At 72.1% G+C, this 15,614-nt stretch carries 16 protein-coding genes; 14 read left to right on the top strand and 2 right to left on the bottom strand.

The window, feature by feature from the left end:
- From JHD21_RS06875 to JHD21_RS06825, 11 genes are all read left to right on the top strand, one after another.
- The coding region (locus tag JHD21_RS06875; protein ID WP_292672746.1) for an NAD(P)H-dependent oxidoreductase at positions 1-538 on the top strand (538 nt) is incomplete at its 5' end.
- A complete protein-coding gene (locus JHD21_RS06870) occupies positions 535-1,134 on the top strand; it encodes a flavin reductase family protein (protein WP_292672744.1) in 600 nt (199 codons plus the stop codon). The genes JHD21_RS06875 and JHD21_RS06870, both read left to right, overlap by 4 nt.
- A complete protein-coding gene (locus JHD21_RS06865) occupies positions 1,131-2,165 on the top strand; it encodes an ABC transporter substrate-binding protein (RefSeq protein ID WP_292672741.1) in 1,035 nt (344 codons plus the stop codon). The genes JHD21_RS06870 and JHD21_RS06865 overlap by 4 nt, the downstream gene beginning before the upstream one ends.
- Positions 2,166-2,175: 10 nt before the next feature.
- A complete protein-coding gene (locus JHD21_RS06860; RefSeq protein WP_292672739.1) occupies positions 2,176-3,012 on the top strand; it encodes an ABC transporter ATP-binding protein in 837 nt (278 codons plus the stop codon).
- A gap of 115 nt (positions 3,013-3,127) precedes the next feature.
- Entirely contained in the window at positions 3,128-3,853 is a 726-nt protein-coding gene (locus tag JHD21_RS06855) for an ABC transporter permease (RefSeq protein ID WP_292672737.1), read from the top strand.
- A 19-nt stretch (positions 3,854-3,872) separates the two neighbouring features.
- The gene (locus JHD21_RS06850; RefSeq protein ID WP_292672736.1) at positions 3,873-5,234 is read left to right on the top strand and encodes an LLM class flavin-dependent oxidoreductase; all 1,362 of its coding nucleotides are present in this window, start codon (positions 3,873-3,875) and stop codon (positions 5,232-5,234) included.
- Positions 5,231-6,481, top strand: coding sequence for a multidrug effflux MFS transporter (locus JHD21_RS06845; RefSeq protein WP_292672734.1), 1,251 nt, complete (start codon positions 5,231-5,233; stop codon positions 6,479-6,481). The genes JHD21_RS06850 and JHD21_RS06845 overlap by 4 nt, the downstream gene beginning before the upstream one ends.
- Positions 6,482-6,776: 295 nt before the next feature.
- Positions 6,777-8,867, top strand: a complete 2,091-nt coding sequence (locus tag JHD21_RS06840) for a DEAD/DEAH box helicase (protein ID WP_292672733.1) — start codon at positions 6,777-6,779, stop codon at positions 8,865-8,867.
- 7 nt (positions 8,868-8,874) lie between these two features.
- The gene (locus tag JHD21_RS06835; RefSeq protein WP_292672731.1) at positions 8,875-9,576 is read left to right on the top strand and encodes an AzlC family ABC transporter permease; all 702 of its coding nucleotides are present in this window, start codon (positions 8,875-8,877) and stop codon (positions 9,574-9,576) included.
- Entirely contained in the window at positions 9,573-9,893 is a 321-nt protein-coding gene (locus JHD21_RS06830; protein WP_292672729.1) for an AzlD domain-containing protein, read from the top strand. The genes JHD21_RS06835 and JHD21_RS06830 overlap by 4 nt, the downstream gene beginning before the upstream one ends.
- Before the next feature lie 125 nt (positions 9,894-10,018).
- Entirely contained in the window at positions 10,019-10,834 is an 816-nt protein-coding gene (locus JHD21_RS06825; protein ID WP_292672728.1) for a hypothetical protein, read from the top strand.
- Between the two features lie 57 nt (positions 10,835-10,891).
- On the opposite strand, the gene JHD21_RS06820 is transcribed toward JHD21_RS06825, so the two are convergent.
- Complete coding sequence (locus JHD21_RS06820; RefSeq protein ID WP_292672726.1) at positions 10,892-11,299, bottom strand: PPOX class F420-dependent oxidoreductase; 408 nt, start codon at positions 11,297-11,299, stop codon at positions 10,892-10,894.
- A 10-nt stretch (positions 11,300-11,309) separates the two neighbouring features.
- Positions 11,310-12,968: a phospholipid carrier-dependent glycosyltransferase gene (locus JHD21_RS06815; RefSeq protein WP_292672724.1), complete on the bottom strand. Its 1,659-nt coding sequence runs from the start codon at positions 12,966-12,968 to the stop codon at positions 11,310-11,312.
- Between the two features lie 42 nt (positions 12,969-13,010).
- Here JHD21_RS06815 and rsmI point away from each other — a divergent pair, with 42 nt between their 5' ends.
- The 3 genes from rsmI to JHD21_RS06800 are packed head-to-tail and all read left to right on the top strand — an operon-like array spanning position 13,011 to position 15,525.
- Entirely contained in the window at positions 13,011-13,856 is an 846-nt protein-coding gene (gene rsmI, locus JHD21_RS06810) for a 16S rRNA (cytidine(1402)-2'-O)-methyltransferase (RefSeq protein ID WP_292672723.1), read from the top strand.
- Positions 13,853-14,689: an alpha/beta fold hydrolase gene (locus tag JHD21_RS06805; RefSeq protein ID WP_292672721.1), complete on the top strand. Its 837-nt coding sequence runs from the start codon at positions 13,853-13,855 to the stop codon at positions 14,687-14,689. Before rsmI ends, JHD21_RS06805 begins: the two co-directional genes overlap by 4 nt.
- Positions 14,686-15,525 (top strand): TatD family hydrolase, encoded by an 840-nt coding sequence (locus JHD21_RS06800; protein WP_292672720.1) that lies wholly within the window; start codon positions 14,686-14,688, stop codon positions 15,523-15,525. Before JHD21_RS06805 ends, JHD21_RS06800 begins: the two co-directional genes overlap by 4 nt.
- Positions 15,526-15,614 lie beyond the last annotated feature (89 nt).

The following is a 15,614-nucleotide window of genomic DNA, read 5'->3' as shown; positions in this document are numbered from 1 at the left end:
GGGCAGATCTGAGCCCGCGATGACGCACCGCACCGCCGTCGTCGTCGGCAACCCCCGCCCGGCGAGCCGCACCCTTGCGGCGGCCACCTACCTCCTGCAGGAGCTGACCGGCGCGGATCCCGACCTCGTCGTCGACCTCGCCGCCGTCGGTCCCGCCCTCCTCGACTGGGGCGATCCCGGCGTGGAGGCGCTGGTCGACGGAGTCGCGGAGGCCGACCTCGTCGTGGTCGCCAGCCCGACCTACAAGGCGACGTACACCGGCCTGCTCAAGCTCTTCCTCGACCGGTTCGCCGCCGGCCGGTTCCGAGGCGTCGCCGTCCCCCTGATGCTCGGCGCCGGAGCCGGGCACGCCCTCGCTCCGGAGGTCGGGCTGGCCCCGCTGCTCAGCCACCTGGGGGCGTCCGTGCCGACCGGAGGTCTCTACGTCCTGGACAAGCAGCACGACGACCCGGCGGCGTACGCCGACTGGCTGGTGCGTTCCCGACCGCTCGTGACCGCCCTGCTCGACCGACCCCGACTGCAAGGAGCGCCGGCATGACCGCCGTCCCAGCCATCCCCGTGACCGCTCCGCTCACCACCAACCAGGACCTCGACCCGGCCCGGCTCCGCCAGGCGTTCGGGGTCTTCCCGAGCGGGGTGGTCGCCGTGGCGGCCGAGGTCGACGGCGCTCTCGTCGGGCTGGCCGCCAGCTCCTTCACCTCGGTGAGCCTCGATCCACCGCTGGTCTCGTTCAGCATCGCGCGGACCTCGAAGACCTGGCCCGACCTGCGTCGGGCCGGCCATGTCGGGGTGACGGTGCTGGCCGAGCACCACGGCGACGTCTGTCGCCAGCTCGCCGGTCCGGTTGACCACCGGTTCGACGACGTGCCCGTCCGGGTGACCGGCGACGGAGCGGTCCTCCTCGAGGAGGGGCTGGCCCGCTTCGACTGCTCGCTCTACCGCGAGGTCGAGGCCGGCGACCACACCATCGTCCTCCTGCGGCTGCACAGCGTCGAGCACGACGACGAGGCGCCGCGGCCGGGATCCCCGCTGGTCTTCCACCGCTCGGAGTTCGGGCGCCTCTCACGGGCGAGGACGGAGACCACCACGCCCACGTCCACCGAAGCCACACCACTCACGAGAGAGACCCGATGAGCATCATGAACTCCGGCATCGGCCGGACCATCACCTGGATCACCGCGCTGTTCGCGGTCGTGCTGCCGCTGTCCGCCTGTGGCGGCGCGGCGGGCGGCGCTGACGGCGGTGGCGAGGTGACCACGATCCGCTACCAGTCGTACGCCGGCGCGGTCGACCCGCTGCAGCTGGCGGACGCGCTGGGCTACCTCGAGGGTCTGGAGCTGGAGAAGGTCGGTGACACGACCGGTGGCCCGATGAGCCTCCAGGCGCTGGCCTCCCGCCAGACCGACATCGGGGCGAGCGCCTTCTTCGGTGCCATCACCCAGCTCGTCGCGACCGGTGTGCCGATCAAGGCGGTCGTGCCGATGTACGGCTCGCTCAACGGGCTCGACCAGAAGCTCGTGGTCCCCGCGGACTCGCCGATCACCTCGGCACGGGACCTGATCGGCAAGAAGATCGCGGTCAACACGCTGGGCGCCAACAGCGAGGCGGTCCTGGACACCTGGTTCGAGCAGGAGGGCCTCACGCAGGAGGAGCAGGACCAGGTGACCCTCGTCGTCCTGCCCCCGCTCAACACCCCACAGGCGCTCGAGGAGGGCCAGGTCGACGCGGCGGTGCTCGCGTTCCTCGGCTACCAGCAGGCCGCCAAGAGCATGGAGCTGCGCACCGTCGTCACCGACGTCGACGTCGTCGGCCCCTACTCGGGTGGGGGCATGTCGATGCGCACCGACTTCATGGAGCAGAACCCCGAGACGACCAAGACGCTCGTCGAAGGCATCGCCAGGGCCGTCAACTTCGTCGAGACGCACGACAAGCAGGAGGTCTTCGACGTCCTCTTCCCCTACCTCGAGGAGCACGGCTACGGCGACTACGTCGAGCCGGTCGAGGCCAACTTCCCCGGCACCCTCGGCGTCCCCGCCGAGCCGGTCATCGAGGACAAGGACATCGAGCTGTGGCTCGACTGGCTGGAGAGCCGGGGCGATGTCGACACCGGGGCGATCGACGCGTCCGACGTCTACACCAACGAGTACAACCCCTACGCGGAATGAGGCAGGAACGATGAGTTCACGCATCCAGCTCGAGCGCGTCGGCCAGACCTTCTGGGTCCGCGGCGACGACGACAAGCGCCTACGCGAGTTCGTCGCCCTCGAGGGCGTCGACCTCGATATCCGGGCGGGGGAGTTCGTCACCCTCGTCGGCCCCTCCGGCTGCGGCAAGTCGACGGTCCTCGACCTGATCGCCGGACTGGCCGAGCCCAGCGCGGGCACCCTCGCTGTCGACGGAACGCCGATCACGGGCCCGGGACTCGACCGCAGCGTCGTGTTCCAGCAGTACACGCTGCTGCCCTGGCGCACCGCCCGGGCCAACGTCGAGCTCGCCCTCGAGGCCAAGGGTGGGCTGACCAGGAGGGAGCGCGCCGAGCGCGCCGGCGCCTACCTCGACCTCGTCGGTCTGACCGAGTTCGCCAACCGCTACCCCCACGAGCTGTCCGGTGGCATGAAGCAACGCGTCGCCATCGCCCGCAGCCTGTCCTACGAGCCTGAGGTGCTGCTCATGGACGAGCCCTTCGGCGCCCTCGACGCCCAAACCCGCGAACGTCTCCAGGAGGAGCTCCTGGCCATCTGGAGGCGCCTCGGCACCACCGTCGTCTTCATCACCCACGACATCGACGAGGCCGTGTTCCTCGGCCAGCGGGTCGCGGTGATGAGCGCCCGGCCGGGACGGATCCGGGAGATCATCAGGGTCGACCTCGATCGGGAGGCCGCCGGCGAGACCGACCTCCGCGCGAGCCGCCAGTTCGCGGACTACCGGCACCAGGTCTGGTCGCTGCTGCGGGAGCAGCACGCCCGTCCGACCCTGACCGAGGTCGCCCGGGAGGTGCACCGTGTCGCCTAGCGCCGGTCTCATCGAGGAACGGACCGAGGCCCGCCCGAACCCTCGTCAGGAGGAGCTCGCGCATGCCAAGGGCGTGTCGCAGCGCCGGAGGCAGGCGGTCACCGTCGGCCGAGGCGTGGCAGGGGTGGTCACGCTCGCCGTCCTGTGGGAGGTCGCACCTCGGCTCGAGCTGGTCGACCCCTACTTCCTCCCGCCGCTGCACACGGTCATGGAGGAATGGTGGTCGATGGCCACCAGCGGCGAGCTGCTGCGCCACCTCAAGGCGAGCCTGGTCCGCTCCGGTGTGGGGTTCTTGCTGGCCATCGCCGTCGCCATCCCGCTCGGGGCGGCGATCGCGTGGTACCGACCGACCCGGGAGCTCCTCACCCCGGTGCTGGAGCTGTTCCGCAACACCGCCGCGCTGGCGATCCTGCCGGTCTTCACGTTGATCCTCGGGATCGGGGAGACCTCGAAGATCTCGATCGTCCTCTACGCCTGCTTCTTCCCGGTCCTGCTGTCGACGATCACCGGCGTGGCGAACGTCGACCCGCAGCTGCTCCGGTCGGCGAAGGTGCTCGGGCTCTCGCCCATCACCACCTTCCGCAAGATCGTCTTCCCTGCCGCGGTGCCCACGATCTTCACGGGCATCCGGATCTCCGGGGCCGCCGCGATCCTGGTCCTCATCGCCGCCGAGATGATCGGCGCCAACGCAGGCCTGGGCTTCCTCATCAGCTACTCACAGTTCAACTTCCTCATCCCCAAGATGTACGCCGCGATCATCACCACCTCGGTCCTCGGGCTCGCCGTCAACTACGGCCTGGTCGCCCTCGAGCGTCGGTTCTCGCGCTGGCGTGCGGCCTGACCCACCCAAGGAGAAGCACATGTCCCACACACCGTCCCGCCGGCTGTCGCTCAACGCCTTCCTGCACGACACCGGCCACCACGAGGCCTCGTGGCGCCACCCGGAGTCCGCCGCCGAGCGGGTCTTCGACATCGACTTCTACGTCGAGCAGGCGCAGCGCGCGGAGGCCGCCAAGCTCGACGGGGTCTTCTTCGCCGACATCCCCGGACTCTGGGCCGCGACGCCCTACCGGCCGACCGCCCACCTCGAGCCGATCACCCGGTTGGCGGCGATCGCCGCCCGCACGGAGCGCATCGGCCTCATCGCGACCGCCTCGTCGACGTTCTACGAGCCCTACAACCTGGCCCGGCTCTTCTCGTCGCTCGACATCCTCTCGGGCGGCAGGGCCGGCTGGAACATCGTCACCACGCAGTCCGAGCAGGTCGCCCGCAACTTCAACCTGGCGCAGCTGCCCAGCAACGAGGAGCGGTACGCCCGGGCCCAGGAGTTCGTCGACGTCGTCACCAAGCTGTGGGACAGCTGGGAGGACGACGCGGTGCTGACCGACCGGGACAGCGGACGGTTCTTCGACCCCGACAGGGTGCACCAGATCGACCACCACGGTCGCTACTTCCAGGTCGAGGGGGCTCTCGCGGCGCCGCGCAGCCCACAGGGGCGACCGGTGCTGGTGCAGGCGGGCTCGTCCAACCAGGGCCGGGCGTTCGCGGCCCGCAACGCCGAGGCGATCTTCACCGCCCACCAGACCATCGAGGACGCCCAGGCCTTCGACAGCGACATCAAGGCCCGCGCGGCGACCTTCGGGCGGGACCCCGAGCACGTCAAGATCCTCCCCGGTATCAGCCCGTTCATCGCCGAGACGGAGGCGGAGGCCCGCGAGCTCCAGGACTACGTCAACTCGCTCACGGTGCCGGCGTACGGACTGGCCCAGCTAGAGGGATTCGGCGGGATCTCGCTGCACCACCTCGAGCTCGACGAGGTCGTCCCCGTCGAGGTGTTCGGCCAGGCGGGCCACGTGCTGGACAACGACCGCAGCCGCCTCCAGGTGGTCGCCAACATCGTCGAGCGCGACCGGCCGACGCTGCGGCAGCTGCTGCACCGGCTCGCCGGCGCCCGCGGGCACAACGTCGTGGCAGGGACGCCGCTCCAGGTCGCCGACATCATCACCGACTGGTTCGAGAACGGCGCCGCTGACGGCTTCAACGTGATGCCGCCGCTCTACCCGCAGCTCCTCGACGCGTTCACGTCCTCCGTGGTGCCGATCCTCCAGGACCGGGGCCTGTTCCGGACGGACTACGAGGGCACCACGCTGCGCGACCACTACGGGCTGCCCCGCCCGGACAGCGTCTTCGCGGAGGAGGCAGCGACGACGCGGGGAGCATGACGGCCGCCTGCGCGGCGCCGGCGCTCGTCGTCCCGGCACCGGCCGCACCGGTGGCGGTGCGACGGTTGCTCGTCCTGGCCTTCATCGCCGCGACCTCCCCCCTGGCCGTGGACCTCTACCTGGCCAGCTTTCCCGCGATCCAGCGCGACCTCGGCACCACGCCGCAGATGGTCCAGCTCACGTTGACCGCCTATCTCGTCGGAGTCTCGGTCGGTCAGCCGATCTGGGGCCCGCTGTCCGACCGGTTCGGACGGCGGGTCCCGCTGCTGGTGGCCTGCTCGCTGACCCTCGCCTCGTCGGTGGCGATCGTCCTGGCGCCGTCCATCGAGCTGCTCATCGCGGGCCGCTTCGTGCAGGCGCTGTCCGCGGCCGCGGGGATGGTCATCGCGCGGGCGATGATCTCGGACCTGGCCGACGGCTACGCCGGCATGCAGTCCCTGTCGGTGATGATGACGATCCACGCACTGGTACCCGTGGCCGGCCCGGTCCTCGGCGGCGTCCTGGCGACCATGCTGCCCTGGCGCGGGGTGCTCGCCGTCCTGGCCTCGGTCGTCGCCGTCCAGCTCGTGGTCAGCGTCGTGCTCGTCCGGGAGACGCTGCCGCCGGGCAGGCGGACCTCACGGCTCCGCTACGGAGACCTGCTCCGGGTGCTGCGTCGACCGGCCTTCGTGAGCCACGCCCTGACCGTCGGGTGCGCGGTGGCCTCCGTGATGGCGTACGTCGCGGCCTCGCCGTTCGTCTACCAGCACGTGCTCGGGCTCTCGCCGCTCGCGTTCGGAGCGAGCTTCGCGGTGAACGCCCTGGGCATGGTCTGCGGCAGCCTGCTGTCGGCGCGGCTGGCGCTCCGGCGGGTGCACCCCGCCCGCACCGTGGCCTGGGCGCTCCCGGGCGCCACGACCAGCTGCCTGCTCGTGATCGTGGCCTCGACCTCGGCGTGGCCGTTGCTGATGGTCGCGCCGGTGCTCACCCACGCCGTCTGCGCCGGGCTCGTGATGACGAACTGCATGGGGCTGGCCATGGCGCACGCGCGGGGCCTGCCCGGTGCCGGCTCGGCGGTCCTGGGGCTGCTCATGTTCGTCCCCAGCACCCTCGCCACGCCGCTGCCCGGGGTTCTGGGAGGCGCGGGCTCGGCGGTGCCGATGGGTGCGGTGATGACCGGTTGCACGCTCGTGGGCGCCGTGGTCTTCGCCCTGGGCCGGTGGTGGACCGCGCGGCACGCGGACAGCGAGGCCTCGCTGCTCGGGTGACGTCTGGTGGGACGAGTGTGAGACACGGCACCCCCGCAGGTATGCTGGGCACAGTTCCTTCCACACCCGCTCGCAGCGAGGTGCCTCGGGGTCGCCGTCTCGGCCCCGCCGCCCTCCGATCGGGGTGGTGCCGGCCGGCCGGTCGCGAAACCGCGCGATCCGTCCCCGGTCCCGACGACGCGGCCGCTTCCGCTGCCGCCGGTGGTACGGAACGGGTGCTCCAGAGGAGGAGTCAGTGGGCCGACGTGGCCAGCGTAGGTCCGGGGGGACCCGGACCGCCCAGCGCAGCAGGCGTGTGCGCGACCTCGACAACGAGGGCATCATCCCGGTGCTGGCGCGCGCCGTGCGCGAGGTCGAGAACGGCGTCGCGCGCGGCGACGTACGTCGCTCGCTGCGGACCAAGTTCCAGGTCGTGGCCCTGCTGGTGCGCGAGGAGCGGGCCCGGGTCCGCGCCGACGCGGAGAGCTCGGAGTCGCACAAGGCCGAGCAGCTCAAGCGGCTCGACGGGGTCGCCACGATCCTGGCCAAGACCGCCGCCCGCGACCCCTCCCTGCTCTCGCTCCTGGCCGAGGACGCCGACGTCTCCGACGCGGCCAAGGACCTCAAGCGGGAGATGCTCGTCGCCGCCGGCGCGGAGGTGCCCGAGGAGGAGGAGCCCGAGCCCGAGGACGAGTCCCTGGCCCGGGTCACCACCAAGCGGGTGGTCCCGCAGTCGGTCATCCAGCGACAGCTGGCCAACCCGTTCCTGACCCCTGACTTCTCGGGGGCGCAGAACCGCGCCGCGCAGCCCCGGCGGCTGGCGACCTGGGAGCTCATCGGCCCCCTCCTGAGCTCGTTCGAGCGGGCGTCGTCGGGGGCGGTCAGCTGCATGACCCTGCCTCCTCCGGGTTCGCTCGACGCCCCCGGCGACCTGGTGCTGATGCACCACCAGGCCGAGCTCGTCGCGGCCGCGGCCGCCGGTCACCGCACGTTCCTGCTCGCCGACGAGCCCGGGCTCGGCAAGACCGCCCAGGCGCTGCTCGCCGCGGAGGCCGCCAAGGCGTACCCGCTGCTCGTCGTCGTCCCCAACGTCGTCAAGGCCAACTGGGCCCGCGAGGCCGGCCTCTGGACGCCGCACCGTCCGGTGACGGTGATCCACGGTGACGGGGAGGACACCGACGCGTTCGCCGACATCATCGTGGTCAACTACGAGATCCTCGACCGGCACGTCGGGTGGCTGGGCGAGATCGGGCTGCGCGGGATGGTGGTCGACGAGGCCCACTTCATCAAGAACAAGTCCTCCCAGCGGTCCCAGAACGTGCTCGCCCTCGCCGACAAGATGCGGCTGCGGATCGCCCGCCCGCTGATGATGGCGCTCACCGGCACCCCGCTGATCAACGACATCGAGGACTTCCGGGCGATCTGGCAGTTCCTCGGCTGGATCGACGACAAGAAGCCGCTCGGCGACCTGATGGCCGCGCTGGAGGAGACCGGGCTCACGCCCGCCGACCCGCCGTTCTACGCCGCCGCCCGCCAGGCGGTCATCGAGATGGGCATCGTGCGCCGCCGCAAGATCGACGTCGCGGCCGACATCCCGGCGCGCCGGGTGGCCGACCTCCCGGTCGAGCTCGACGACGCCGCCGGCCGCTCGATCCGCCAGGCCGAGCGCGAGCTGGCCCGCCGGCTGGTGGCCCGCTACGACAAGGCGCTCGAGACCCGGACGTCCGGACCGACCATCACCGGGCCCGACGGCATCGACCACGAGCTGGTCCGCCGGGTGGCCACCTGGGAACGCGACGACACGACCACGACGAAGTCCGAGGACAACGTCTTCACCCTGATGCGACGGCTCGGGCAGGCCAAGGCCGGCCTGGCCGCCGACTACGCCGCGCAGCTGGCCCGCAACGTCGGCAAGGTCGTCTTCTTCGCCAAGCACATCGACGTCATGGACATCGCCGAGAAGACCTTCGCCGAGCGCGGCATCCTCTACTCGACGATCCGCGGCAACCAGAGCCGGACCGCCCGCGAGGAGAGCATCGCCGCCTTCCAGGACGACCCGGACGTCCACGTCATCGTCTGCTCGCTCACCGCCGCCGGTGTCGGCGTCAACCTCCAGGTCGCGTCCAACGTGGTGCTCGCCGAGCTCTCGTGGACCGACGCCGAGCAGACCCAGGCCATCGACCGGGTGCACCGGATCGGGCAGGCCGAGCCGGTCACAGCCTGGCGGATCATCGCCTCGCAGACCCTGGACACCAAGATCGCCGAGCTGATCGACAGCAAGGCCGGCCTCGCCGCCCGCGCGCTCGACGGCTCCGACGAGGAGATCTCGTCGTCGGTCGACGTCCAGCTCGAGGCCCTGGTCGCGCTGCTCACGGAGGCGCTCACCGAGCGCAACACCGACGCGTGACCCCGGCGTGACCGAGCAGGACCGGGAGTCGTTCCGCCAGGGGTTCCGCCAAGGCCTGCCGTTCGGCGTGGTCGGGTTCGTGATCTCGCTGTCCTTCGGCGTCCTGGCCACCGACGCCGGCTTCACGCCCTGGCAGGCGATCGCCGTCGCGGGCCTGGTCTTCGCCGGCTCGGCGCAGTTCGCGTCGCTGTCGGTCGTGGCCGGAGGCGGCGGCATCCCGGCGGCGCTGGCCGCCGCAACCCTCATGAACAGCCGGTTCCTCGCCATGGGCATCGCGCTCGCCCCGTCGCTGCCGGGCGGTCCGGTCACCCGCGCGGCCCAGGGACAGGCGGTCGTGGACAGCTCGTGGGCCCTGGCCAGCCGCGGTGACGGCACCTTCGACCGCTGGCGGCTGTTCGGGACGACCCTCCCGCAGTACCTCACCTGGCTGGCCGGCACGGTCGTGGGGGCGTACGCCGGCGACCTGATCGGCGACCCGGAGCGGTGGGGCCTCGACGCGCTGTTCCCCGTGTTCTTCGTGGCGATCCTGGTCGCCGAGCTCAAGCGGCCCGGAGCGCGGGTCGTCGCCCTGACGGGGGCCGTGATCGCCCTGGCGCTGGTCCCGTGGACGCCGCCGGGCATCCCGATCCTCGCCGCCAGCGTCGCCGCTCTCCTCGGGCTGGTCGCGCCGGGCGCGGACCCCGTCGCCGACGCCGGGGAGGCCCCGTGACGCTCGGCACGACCGAGGTCTGGCTGCTCATCCTCGGGCTGGCCGTCACGACGGCACTGGTGAAGGCCGCCGGTCCGGTGCTCGTCGGCGGCCGGGAGCTGCCGCGGCCGTTCATGCGGGTGCTGTCGTTCGCGGCGGCGCCACTGCTGACCGCCCTGGTCGTCACCTCGGTGCTGGCCGACGGCCGGCGGCTCGCGGTGGGGGCCGACACCGTCGGCGTGCTCCTGGGGACCGTGTTGCTGCTGCTGCGGGTGCCACTGATGGTGGCGGCCGCGGCCGCGGTCGTCGTGACCGCCACCCTGCGCGCGCTGACCTGAGCCCCTCGCACCGCCCCTCGCACGGGCCCGGAAATGTCGCGGTGATCACCCGTGACCCAGACCCGGCCTGCCCCGTTGACCCACTGCAGCACGGGGAGAAGTGAGCAACGCCTGAGGGGGACAGCGTGAGGGAGACCTGGCGCCGGATTCGCACGCACAGGGTCGGCCGCCACCTGGTGCGCTTCCGTCCGCTCTCGATCGTCTTCGCGGTCCTCATGGTGCTGGGCACCGCCACGGCCACGGCCGAGGCGCCCACGGGCGAGGTCATCCGCGGCACCCTCAAGGCCCAGGACGTCCGCCTGTCGCTGCCGCCGACGCCCGACCCCAAGGGCGTGGCGATCTGGTTCCACGGGCAGACCGGCGGTGTCGACAACCGGATGGACGAGCCCTGGCTCCAGGCCCTGGTCCGCAGCGGCTGGATCGTCGCGTCCTCCGACTTCCACACCGCCTCGTGGGGCAACGAGGTCTCGACCGAGGACACCGCCCTGCTGGCCGAGTGGGCCACGAAGGAGACCGGCGAGCCCGTGCGGCTGTTCGTCTCCGGCTCCATGGGAGCCACCGTCTCCCTCAACGCGATGACGCACGGGGTCGAGGCCCCCGCGTGCTGGTACGGCGTCAAGCCGGCCGTCGACCCGACCAGGATGGACGCGGTCCCCGGTGCCAACCGGATCATCAGCGAGGCCTACGAGGGCCAGCCGGTGCCCGCCGACCGCAACCCCGCGCTCAACATCGACGAGCTCTCCACCAAGACCCGCTACCGGGTCGTCGCATCGGTCAACGACCAGTGGGTCCGCTACGACGAGAACGCCGGCCTGCTCGCCGACGGCCTGAGGGAGCGCGGCGCCGACGTCAGCATCCTGCCGGTCACCGGCACCCACGACGACCCGCTGCACTTCAACGTCGCCGACCTCGTGGAGTTCGCCGCGTCGTGCGGTGCCTGACGTTGGTCGAGGAGGCGCGCCAGCGCCGTCTCGAGACCTCGCAAGCCGTGGCTGGAGCTACAGCAACGCCGCCGAGCACATGACCCGCTCGACGCTCACCCGGATCGCCACCCGGTCGGGGTTGACCCGGGGCTGCCGGTAGCGGGCGGCGTACCGCTCGACGGCCCGCGCCACCGACGCCTCGTCGGCCGCGACCACGGCCGTGCCCTCGATCGTGGCCCAGCGGGCGCCGTCGACCTGGCAGATCGCGACCGGCCCAGGCTCGGCGAGGTGCCGGGCCTTGACCGAGCCGGCGTTGGTGATGACCCAGGCGCACTTCTCCGCGACGTCGAGGGTGGCGCCGACCGGGACGACGTGCGGCCGGCCGTCCGGGCGCAGGGTCGTCAGCGTGCACAGGTGCCGGACCGTCCAGAAGTCGAGCAGGTCCGCTGGGACGGCGTCCCAGCCGGGTCGCCAGGCGGTCATGGTCGTCCCCTCATATCCATCGGCTGAACCAGATCCGGTCGAGCCACTCGGTGTGGGTCAGCAGGTCGTAGTTGAGGACCGGCCAGAACCACGCGAAGTTGAGCATGGTGGCGACCACGAACGTCCCGGAGACGATGACGCCGATGGTCCGGCGGCTGCTGGGGACCCGGCTGGGGCCGATCAGCTTCCCGATGGCCAGCGTCAGCCCGAGGACGAGGAACGGCAGGGTCGCGACCGCGTAGAAGTAGAAGATCGGGCGGTCGTCGTACCGGAGCCACGGCAGCCACGTCGAGGCCGCACCGACCACCACGACGCCGAACCGCCAGTCGCGCGCTCCGAGCCACATCCCGACGGCGTAGAGCAGTGCCAGGATGCCCGCCCACCAGATGGTGGGGGTGCCGATCAGGATCACCTGGCGCAGGCAGTCGCTTCCCTCGACCGCCTCGCAGCCCTGCTCGCCCGGCGGGATGTCGAGCTGGACGGCGACGCTGACCGGCTTGTTGATCAGCAGCCACCCGGACGGCTTGGACGCGTAGGAGTGGTCGCTGCACGACAGGAAGTGCGAGTGGAACGTGTAGACGTCCTGGTGGTAGTTCGCCAGCGACCGCAGCGACTGCACCACCTCGCCGAGCCCGCTCGCGTCGTCCTGCCGGGCGGTCGGCCAGCGGTCGTCGTTGGGGTTCGGGTCGACGAACTTCTTGCCGTCGCAGGCGCCGTCCCCGCTGTAGCGCGTGTACTGCGTGGAGGAGAAGGCGTCCTCGTACTCGTCGGCGTGCACGAGCCACCCGGTCCACGTGGCCGTGTAGACGAGCCCGCCGAGCACGACGACGGAGACGAACGCCGGCAGTCCGTCGGCCACCGCCGACCGCAGCACCGGCCGGCGGACGCCGAACGACCGCCGGGCGCCCGCGCTCCACAGCCACGCCATCACCCCGAAGGCCGCCAGCGGGAACAGCGCGGTCCACTTCGTGCCCACGGCCAGGCCCCAGAACACGCCGCTGGTCAGCAGCCAGGGGCGGACGAGGAGGCCGCGCACCGGACCCCACGAGGCCGCGTCCGCCACCGGGTCGGGCTGCAGCCGGGCCAGCCTGGCGCGGTACCAGTCCCGGTCGGCGACCATGCAGGTGACGCCGAGGAGCATGAACAGCGCCAGGAAGATGTCGAGCAGCGCGAGCCGGGACAGCACGAACTGCAGCCCGTCCAGGCTGAGCAGCAGGCCCGCCGTGCAGCCGAGCAGGGTGGAGCCGGTGAGCCGGCGGCCGAGCCGGCACATGACCAGGACCATCAGCGTCCCGGCGATGACCGCCGAGATCCGCCAGCCGAACGGGTCCATCCCGAACGCCTTCTCGCCGAGCGCGATCAGCCACTTGCCGGCCTCCGGATGGACGATCAGCGACGGGTCGTCCTTCCAGATCCCGGTGGTCGTCCCGTCCAGGATCTTGTCGTTGGCCTCCTCGACGTACTGCCGCACGTAGCCGTGGTTGACCAGCGACCACGCGTCCTTGGCGTAGTACGTCTCGTCGAACTCGAACTTCTTCGGGGACCCGAGGTCCCACAGCCGCAGGAAGAGCGCCAGCCCGGCGATCCCGAGGCTCGCCGCCCAGCTGACCACCGGGTCCTCGCGGTCCACGCGGCGGGCCCGCTCCCACGCCGTCGGCCGCTGCACCACGCGGGGGACTCTACGTGCGCCGGACCACCTAGCCTGAGCGTCATGACCGGCGTGCTCGTACTCGCGGCGACGCCGATCGGGCGGGTGGGCGACGCGCCGCCGCGGCTGGCCGAGGAGCTGGCGGGCGCGGACGTGGTCGCCGCGGAGGACACCCGCCGGCTCAAGCGGCTCACCGACGACCTGGGGATCACGCTGAGCGGGCGGGTGGTGTCCTACTTCGACGGCAACGAGACGACGCGGACGCCGGTGCTGGTCGAGGCGCTCAGCGCCGGCCAGCGGGTGGTGCTGGTGACCGACGCCGGGATGCCGAGCGTCTCCGACCCCGGCTACCGGCTGGTCCTGGCCGCGCTGGAGGCGGGCGTCCACGTGACCGCCGTCCCCGGGCCGTCGGCGGTGCTGACCGCGCTGGCGGTGAGCGGGCTGCCGGTGGACCGGTTCTGCTTCGAGGGCTTCCTGCCCCGCAAGGCCGGCGAGCGGGGCCGGCGCCTGGCCGCGCTGGAGCACGAGGAACGCACGATGGTCTTCTTCGAGGCACCGCACCGCACCGAGGCGACACTGGCGGCGATGGCCGACGCGTTCGGGCCCGACCGCGCCGCTGCCGTGTGCCGCGAGCTGACCAAGACCCACGAGGAGGTACGCCGGGGACCGCTGGCCGACCTGGTGACCTGGGCGGGCGACGGCGTACGCGGCGAGGTGACCCTCGTCGTCGCGGGCGCCGACCCGGTGGCGCCGCTCGGCGGCGACCCGGAGACACTGCGGGCAGCCGTGGCCGAGCGGGAGGCCGACGGGATGAGCCGCAAGGAGGCGATCGTGGAGGTGGCCGGCCTGGCAGGGGTGCCGAGGCGCGAGGTCTACAACCTGGTGCACGCCAAGGCGGACCAGAGGTGACCCGGCTGCTGCGCTACCGCCACGACGGGCTCACCTTCGACGTGACCGACCAGGGCCCGCAGGACGGGGACCCGGTGGTCCTCCTCCACGGCTTCCCCGAGCGGGCCACGTCGTGGCGCAAGGTGGCCCCGCTGCTCCACGAACGAGGTCTGCGGACCTACGCCCCCGACCAGCGCGGCTACTCGCGCGGCGCCCGGCCCACCCGCCGGCGCGACTACGCGATCGACCGGCTGGTCGGTGACGTGGTCGCGCTGATCGAGACCGTCGGGCGGCCCGTGCACCTGGTCGGGCACGACTGGGGTGCCGTGGTGGGCTGGGTCGTCGCGGCCCAGCACCCCGACCTGGTCCGCACCTGGACCGCTGTGTCGGTGCCGCACCCCAGGGCCTTCCAGCGCGCGCTGCTCACCTCACGCCAGGGGCTGAGGTCCTGGTACATGGGCGCGTTCAACGTGCCCTTCCTCCCCGAGCTGCTGGCCGAGAAGGGCGGCTTCGACGTCCCCTTGCGCAAGGGCGGCATGACCGCCGACGACGTACGGCGGTTCCACGACGAGATCGTCGACGACGGCGCGCTGCCCGGCGCGCTGATGTACTACCGCGCCATCCCGTTCTCCGGCCGCGCGCTGCGCGACACGACGGTGCGGGTGCCGACGACGTACGTCTGGAGCGACGGCGACGTGGCGGTCACCGACGTCGGCGGCCGGCACACGCCCGACCACGTGCAGGCGCCCTACGAGGCGGTCACCCTCACTGGCGTCAGCCACTGGATCCCCACCGAGGCGCCCGAGGAGCTCGCCCAGCACGTCCTGGAGCGGATCGCGAGCGTCTCGCCATGAGCCGGCGCAGCGACCTGCCACCCGCCCCGGAGCCCCTGCCGCGACCCGTCGTCGACAACCACTGCCACCTGGACATCGCGCGGGACGGCGAGGCCTTGCCCGTGGGCGAGGCGCTCGCGGCGGCCGCCGCGGTCGGGGTGACCCGGATCGTCCAGATCGGCTGCGACCTGGAGCGGGCCCCGTGGGCGGTCCAGGCGGCGGCGACGTACGACGCCGTGGTGGCCGGCGTCGCGCTGCACCCCAACGAGGCGCCCCGGGTGCCCGACCTGGACGCGGCGATGGCGGAGATCGAGACGTTGGCGCGGGCGCACGACAAGGTCCGGGCCGTGGGGGAGACCGGGCTCGACCACTTCCGGACCGGCGAGGAGGGCCGGGCGGTCCAGGTCGAGTCGTTCCGGCGGCACATCGACCTGGCCAAGCGGCTAGACAAGACCCTGGTGATCCACGACCGGGACGCCCATCAGGAGGTGCTCCGGGTGCTGGACGAGGAGGGCGCGCCGCCGCGGTGGGTGATGCATTGCTTCTCCGGGGACGCGCTCTTCGCCCGGGCCTGCCTGGACCGCGGCGCCTACCTCAGCTTCGCCGGGACGGTGACCTTCAAGAACGCCGAGCCGCTGCGCGGGGCGGCTCGGATGACTCCCCGCGACCGGGTGCTGGTGGAGACCGACGCACCCTTCCTCACCCCCTCGCCGCACCGTGGACGGACCAACGCGTCCTTCCTCGTGCCGCTCACGATGCGCCTGCTGGCCGAGGTCCGGGGGGACGACCTGGAGTCCCTCTGCGAGGCGGTCGACGACAACACCAGCGATGCCTTCGGGGGTACCTGGGGCGGCTGAGGGGGCACTTGGCGGGCACTGAGAGCCTGCTCACAGGCCCCGCGGAACGGCCGTTGCCGAATTGCAATCTGAACTGGACCACTGTTCTT

The sequence above is a fragment of the Nocardioides sp. genome, assembly GCF_016462705.1.
In the GTDB taxonomy this organism is placed as follows: Bacteria; Actinomycetota; Actinomycetes; order Propionibacteriales; family Nocardioidaceae; genus Nocardioides.
Note: the sequence above shows the minus strand (reverse complement) of the source record. Positions and strands in the feature narration are given on the sequence as shown.

What these genes read in the sequence shown, in the direction of transcription:
- JHD21_RS06860 (WP_292672739.1), top strand. Translation starts at nt 2,176, where the DNA reads ATGAGTTCACGCATCCAGCTCGAGCGCGTCGGCCAGACCTTCTGGGTC.
- JHD21_RS06820 (WP_292672726.1), bottom strand. Translation starts at nt 11,299, where the DNA reads ATGACCGCCTGGCGACCCGGCTGGGACGCCGTCCCAGCGGACCTGCTC.
- JHD21_RS06870 (WP_292672744.1), top strand. Translation starts at nt 535, where the DNA reads ATGACCGCCGTCCCAGCCATCCCCGTGACCGCTCCGCTCACCACCAAC.
- JHD21_RS06865 (WP_292672741.1), top strand. Translation starts at nt 1,131, where the DNA reads ATGAGCATCATGAACTCCGGCATCGGCCGGACCATCACCTGGATCACC.
- JHD21_RS06850 (WP_292672736.1), top strand. Translation starts at nt 3,873, where the DNA reads ATGTCCCACACACCGTCCCGCCGGCTGTCGCTCAACGCCTTCCTGCAC.
- JHD21_RS06800 (WP_292672720.1), top strand. Translation starts at nt 14,686, where the DNA reads ATGAGCCGGCGCAGCGACCTGCCACCCGCCCCGGAGCCCCTGCCGCGA.
- rsmI (WP_292672723.1), top strand. Translation starts at nt 13,011, where the DNA reads ATGACCGGCGTGCTCGTACTCGCGGCGACGCCGATCGGGCGGGTGGGC.
- JHD21_RS06845 (WP_292672734.1), top strand. Translation starts at nt 5,231, where the DNA reads ATGACGGCCGCCTGCGCGGCGCCGGCGCTCGTCGTCCCGGCACCGGCC.